This is a genomic window from Streptomyces sp. SID11385 (genome assembly GCF_010548245.1).
GTDB lineage: Bacteria > Actinomycetota > Actinomycetes > Streptomycetales > Streptomycetaceae > Streptomyces.
Genome location: NZ_JAAGLR010001004.1, coordinates 1 through 6,429 on the forward strand (window position 1 = coordinate 1; position 6,429 = coordinate 6,429).

The window sequence follows — 6,429 nt, forward strand, 5'->3', positions numbered from 1 at the left end:
GCCCAGAAGCAGGCCCGCGAGCAGGGACTCGGCGTCCACGCGCGCGGCCCCGAGCGGCGCGGCAACCGGCGCGGGGCCCGCGGCGAGGGACGCGAGCCGCTCTCCTTCGGCGCCGCCATCCACCGGCTCATGTCCGATCGCGGCTGGGAGACCCGCGCGGCGGTCGGCGGGGTCATGAACCGCTGGCCGCAGATCGTCGGCGAGGACGTCGCGCGCAACAGCGAGCCGCTGCACTACGACGAGGAGGAGCGGGTCCTGCGCGTCCGCTGCCAGTCCAACAGCTGGGCCACTGAACTGCGCCTCCTCGCACCCCAGCTCGTCGCCCGCCTCAACGAGGCCCTCGGCCACGACACGGTGCGCCTGCTGCGCATCGAGGGCCCCTCCGGCCCGTCCCGCCGCTACGGCCCCCTGCGGGCACCCGGCAGCCGCGGGGACAGGGACACCTGGGGCTGAGGACCTCCGCCCGCGGCGGTACGGAGCCTTCGCACGTCGCGCCTCCCGGTTGCACGCCGGCCTCGGCGCCGGGCAGCACCTCCACGCCGCCGGTACGGGCCCCTGGCAGTAACCGGTACGGGTCCCACTCACCCACGCCGGGAACCGGTGCCTGCCCCCGCCCACTCCTGCCGCTTCCGGATCGTCCACCCGACCGCGATCCGCTCATGTGTCCCTGCCCACGCCCTCGCCGCCTCCCGTGCGCCCTGTGCCCGGGAGCCCCTGAGAGCCCGCCGCCGATCGCCGCGCGCCTCGTGTCGCCTCGGGAGCCCCGCCCGCCCCTGCCCGCCCCGCCGAAAGGGCTTGCCCGCCTCGCCGTCCACCCCTCTGACCTGCGCATCTGCGGGGCTTCGGCGGGGACCGCGTGGCGTCGTCACCGGTGGTTGACACCCCGGAACCGGGCCGAAGCGCTGAGTGCCGCTGTGAGCCCCCTGAAGCCCCGGTCCGCATATGGGGAGTCGGAAGTGGTCGGTTGAGGGCGGCACATGCGTACTCAGCTACCCGCAAACCCCCATCACTGTCGGCGTTACCGGTAGACTGAGCAGTAATCCCGCTCCCGGAGCGAGGGCTTGGTGAGTGACGAGGCATCGACACTCGGTGAGCATCGCTTCAGCAGCACCGCACCACCCGCATCAACTCGCACACCGCGAGACTCCGCACCGCCGACTAACGCCGAGCAGAACGACGCAGCCGCTCCCGCCCTTCGGGTTCAGGTCTGTGCTGTGCCAGAAAGGGCGCTTCGTGGCCGATTCCGGCAACCCCAACGAGAACAATCCGTCAACCCCGGACGAGAACGGTCCCGGCGCCGTGCCCGAGCCGGGGCAGAGCGATGTTTCACGTGAAACATCGGCGGCGGCCGAGGCGGAGGCGGACGCGGTGAGCGGCGATGTTTCACGTGAAACATCGAGCCTGCCCGAGGTCTCCTACGACGCCAGCGCGATCACGGTCCTGGAAGGACTGGACGCGGTCCGCAAGCGGCCCGGCATGTACATCGGCTCGACCGGTGAGCGCGGCCTGCACCACCTCGTCCAGGAAGTCGTGGACAACTCGGTCGACGAGGCCCTCGCCGGGCACGCCGACACGATCGACGTCACGATCCTCGCGGACGGCGGCGTCCGGGTCGTCGACAACGGGCGAGGCATCCCGGTGGGCATCGTGCCCTCCGAGGGGAAGCCGGCCGTCGAGGTCGTGCTGACCGTCCTGCACGCGGGCGGCAAGTTCGGCGGTGGCGGCTACGCGGTCTCCGGCGGTCTGCACGGGGTGGGCGTCTCGGTCGTCAACGCGCTCTCCACGCGCGTCGAGGTCGAGGTGAAGACCGACGGTCACATCTGGACCCAGCAGTACGAGCGCGGCGTGCCGATCGCCCCCCTGCACAAGGGCGAGGCGACCGAGGAGCACGGCACCTCGGTGACCTTCTGGGCCGATGGCGACGTTTTCGAGACCACCGAGTACTCCTTCGAGACCCTCGCGCGCCGCTTCCAGGAGATGGCCTTCCTCAACAAGGGCCTCACCATCAAGCTCACCGACGAGCGCGAGTCGGCGAAGGCCACGGTCGGCGCGGACAGCGCCGAGGTCGTGGACGCGGAGGAGCCGCCCGAGGCCCGTACCGTCACGTACCACTACGAGGGCGGCATCGTCGACTTCGTGAAGTACCTCAACTCCCGCAAGGGCGAGGTCATTCACCCCTCGGTCATCGACGTCGAGGCCGAGGACAAGGAGAAGCTGCTCTCCGTCGAGGTCGCGATGCAGTGGAACGCCGGGTACACGGAGGGGGTCTACTCCTTCGCGAACACGATCCACACGCACGAGGGCGGTACGCACGAGGAAGGCTTCCGCGGCGCGCTGACGACGATCGTCAACAAGTACGCGCGCGACAAGAAGCTGCTCCGCGAGAAGGACGGGAACCTCACGGGTGACGACATCCGCGAGGGTCTGACGGCGATCATCTCCGTGAAGCTCGGCGAGCCGCAGTTCGAGGGGCAGACGAAGACGAAGCTCGGCAACACCGAGGCCCGTACCTTCGTCCAGAAGATCGTCTACGAGCGCCTGGCGGACTGGTTCGACCGGAACCCGAACGAAGCCTCGGACATCATCCGCAAGGGCATCTCCGCCGCGACCGCCCGTGTCGCCGCCCGCAAGGCCCGCGACCTCACGCGCCGCAAGGGTCTCCTGGAGACGGCCTCGCTCCCCGGGAAGCTCTCCGACTGCCAGTCGAACGACCCCACCAAGTGCGAGATCTTCATCGTCGAGGGTGACTCCGCCGGTGGTTCGGCGAAGTCGGGCCGCGACCCGATGTACCAGGCGATCCTGCCGATCCGCGGCAAGATCCTGAACGTCGAGAAGGCCCGCGTCGACAAGATCCTCCACAACCAGGAGATCCAGGCGCTCATCTCGGCCTTCGGCGCCGGGGTGCACGACGACTTCGACATCGAGAAGCTGCGCTACCACAAGATCATCCTGATGGCGGACGCCGACGTCGACGGGCAGCACATCAACACGCTGCTCCTGACGTTCCTCTTCCGCTTCATGCGCCCGCTCGTCGAGGCGGGACACGTCTACCTCTCGCGCCCCCCGCTCTACAAGATCAAGTGGGGCAAGGACGACGTGGACTACGCCTACTCCGACCGCGAGCGGGACGCGCTCATCACCCTGGGCCGCGAGAACGGCAAGCGGCTGCGCGAGGGCGCGGTGCAGCGCTTCAAGGGACTCGGCGAGATGGACGCCGAGGAGCTGCGGGTGACGACGATGGACCAGGACCACCGCGTCCTCGGCCAGGTCACCCTCGACGACGCCGCTCAGGCAGACGACCTCTTCTCCGTCCTCATGGGCGAGGACGTCGAGGCGCGCCGCCAGTTCATCCAGCGCAACGCCAAGGACGTCCGCTTCCTCGACATCTAGGCATCCCCCTCCGGTGTCCGGCGGCCCGCGCGCCCCCGGACACCGGAGCCCGGGCCCGGAGCACCGGGCCGGACAGCCCCTGGATAGCGAGCAGGCCGAAAGGACCAGTACGGCACATGGCCGACGAGAACACCCCCACCCCCGACGAGGAACCCACGGGGCCGATCCCCGGAGCCGACGAGGGCGTCGCAGGACTCGCGATGCGCGTCGAGCCCGTCGGGCTCGAAACCGAGATGCAGCGCTCGTACCTCGACTACGCGATGTCGGTCATCGTCTCGCGTGCGCTGCCCGACGTGCGGGACGGGCTCAAGCCCGTGCACCGCCGCGTGCTGTACGCGATGTACGACGGCGGCTACCGGCCCGAGAAGGGCTTCTACAAGTGCGCCCGCGTCGTCGGCGACGTCATGGGCAACTACCACCCGCACGGTGACTCCTCGATCTACGACGCCCTCGTCCGTCTCGCCCAGACCTGGGCGATGCGCATGCCGCTCGTCGACTCCAACGGCAACTTCGGCTCCCCGGGCAACGACCCGGCCGCCGCCATGCGGTACACCGAGTGCAAGATGGCCCCCCTCTCGATGGAGATGGTGCGGGACATCGACGAGGAGACCGTCGACTTCTCGGACAACTACGACGGCCGCTCCCAGGAGCCGGACGTCCTGCCCTCGCGCTTCCCGAACCTGCTGATCAACGGCTCGGCGGGCATCGCGGTCGGCATGGCCACCAACATCCCCCCGCACAACCTGCGCGAGGTCGCGGCCGGCGCCCAGTGGTACCTGGCCCACCCCGAGGCGGGCAACGAGGAACTCCTCGACGCGCTCATCGAGCGGATCAAGGGCCCCGACTTCCCCACCGGTGCCCTCGTGGTCGGCCGCAAGGGCATCGAGGAGGCCTACCGGACCGGGCGCGGCTCCATCCCGATGCGCGCGGTCGTCGAGGTCGAGGAGATCCAGAACCGGCAGTGCCTCGTCGTCACCGAGCTGCCGTACCAGGTCAACCCCGACAACCTCGCCCAGAAGATCGCCGACCTGGTCAAGGACGGCAAGATCGGCGGCATCGCCGACGTCCGTGACGAGACCTCCTCGCGCACCGGGCAGCGCCTCGTCGTCGTCCTCAAGCGGGACGCGGTCGCGAAGGTCGTCCTCAACAACCTCTTCAAGCACACCGACCTCCAGACCAACTTCAGCGCGAACATGCTGGCCCTGGTCGACGGTGTGCCGCGCACGCTCTCCCTCGACGCCTTCATCCGGCACTGGGTCACGCACCAGATCGAGGTCATCGTCCGGCGCACCCGCTTCCGGCTGCGCAAGGCCGAGGAGCGCGCCCACATCCTGCGCGGTCTGCTCAAGGCGCTCGACGCGATCGACGAGGTCATCGCGCTCATCCGCCGCAGCGACACCGTCGAGGACGCGCGCACGGGCCTGATGGGCCTCCTGGAGATCGACGAGATCCAGGCGAACGCGATCCTGGAGATGCAGCTCCGCCGCCTGGCGGCCCTGGAGCGGCAGAAGCTCATGCAGGAGCACGACGAGCTCCAGCGGCGCATCGACGAGTACAAGGCGATCCTCGCCTCGCCCGAGCGGCAGCGGCAGATCGTCAGCGACGAACTCGGCCAGATCGTCGACAAGTTCGGCGACGACCGCCGCAGCCAGCTCGTGCCCTTCGACGGCGACATGTCCATGGAGGACCTGATCGCCGAGGAGGACATCGTCGTCACGATCAGCCGCAGCGGTTACGTCAAGCGGACCCGTACCGACGACTACCGCTCGCAGAAGCGCGGCGGGAAGGGCGTGCGTGGCGCGAAGCTGAAGGAAGACGACATCGTCGACCACTTCTTCGTCAGCACGACCCACCACTGGCTGCTCTTCTTCACCAACAAGGGCCGGGTCTACCGGGCAAAGGCGTACGAGCTTCCGGACGCCGGGCGCGACGCGCGCGGGCAGCACGTCGCGAACCTGCTCGCCTTCCAGCCCGACGAGTCGATCGCGCAGATCCTCGCGATCAAGGACTACGAGGCGGCCCCGTACCTGGTCCTGGCGACCAAGGGCGGCCTGGTGAAGAAGACGTCGCTCAAGGACTACGACTCGCCCCGCTCCGGCGGCGTCATCGCGATCAACCTGCGCGAGACCGACGACGGCGGCGACGACGAGCTGATCGGCGCCGAACTCGTCTCGGCCGACGACGATCTGCTGCTCATCAGCAAGAAGGCGCAGTCGATCCGGTTCACCGCGACGGACGACACGCTGCGTCCGATGGGACGCGCCACATCGGGCGTGAAGGGCATGAGTTTCCGCGATGGTGACGAACTGCTCTCGATGAATGTCGTGCGGCCGGGTACTTTCGTCTTCACCGCGACCGACGGCGGCTACGCGAAGCGCAGTCCCGTCGACGAGTACCGGGTCCAGGGGCGTGGCGGCCTCGGCATCAAGGCTGCCAAGATCGTCGAGGACCGGGGTTCGCTCGTCGGTGCGCTGGTGGTCGAGGAGACCGATGAAATCCTCGCCATCACGCTCGGGGGCGGTGTGATTCGTACGCGAGTCAATGAGATCAGGCAGACGGGCCGTGACACCATGGGCGTCCAACTGATCAACCTGGGCAAGCGCGATGCCGTCGTGGCCGTCGCGCGCAACGCCGAGGCCGGACGCGAGGCCGAAGAGGTCGACGCGGACGGTCCTGACGAGGAGCCCCAGGCGGACCCGGCCGAGGGCACGGCGGAGGGCACGGAGCCCTCGGCCGAATAAGCGCGAGGAGTGAGGACGTGACTGGAACCACGGGTGCGGGCACCAGCGGGACCCCGCCGGAGGGCGCCCGTGGTTCCGGGAGCGGCAGACGCCGGCGCGCACCGGATTCCCAGGGGGGAACTGTGACCGATACCCGAGGCCCGCAGGCGCAGCAGTACGGCGGCGGGCCCGATCCCTACGGCAGTGGCCCGGCGGGCCCGCAGCCGCAGGGGCAGACAGGCCAGCCGAGCGCTGCCGGTGGCGGCCGCCACGGCGGCGTCGGCGGCCATGCGGCGACGAGCACGCAGCCCGCGGGGGC

3 protein-coding genes are annotated in these 6,429 nt (G+C 69.6%); all 3 read left to right on the forward strand.

The window, feature by feature from the left end:
* Nucleotides 1-453, forward strand: a 453-nt coding sequence (locus G3I42_RS30770; RefSeq protein WP_164290997.1) for a DciA family protein, incomplete at its 5' end; no start/stop codon positions are given.
* Between the two features lie 756 nt (nucleotides 454-1,209).
* Complete coding sequence (gene gyrB, locus G3I42_RS30775) at nucleotides 1,210-3,390, forward strand: DNA topoisomerase (ATP-hydrolyzing) subunit B (protein WP_164290998.1); 2,181 nt, start codon at nucleotides 1,210-1,212, stop codon at nucleotides 3,388-3,390.
* 116 nt (nucleotides 3,391-3,506) lie between these two features.
* A complete protein-coding gene (gene gyrA / locus G3I42_RS30780) occupies nucleotides 3,507-6,131 on the forward strand; it encodes a DNA gyrase subunit A (RefSeq protein ID WP_164290999.1) in 2,625 nt (874 codons plus the stop codon).
* Nucleotides 6,132-6,429: the final 298 nt, after the last annotated feature.

Bases quoted from the DNA above. Each gene is read 5' to 3' on its own strand.
- gyrA (WP_164290999.1), top strand. From the start codon at position 3,507: ATGGCCGACGAGAACACCCCCACCCCCGACGAGGAACCCACGGGGCCG.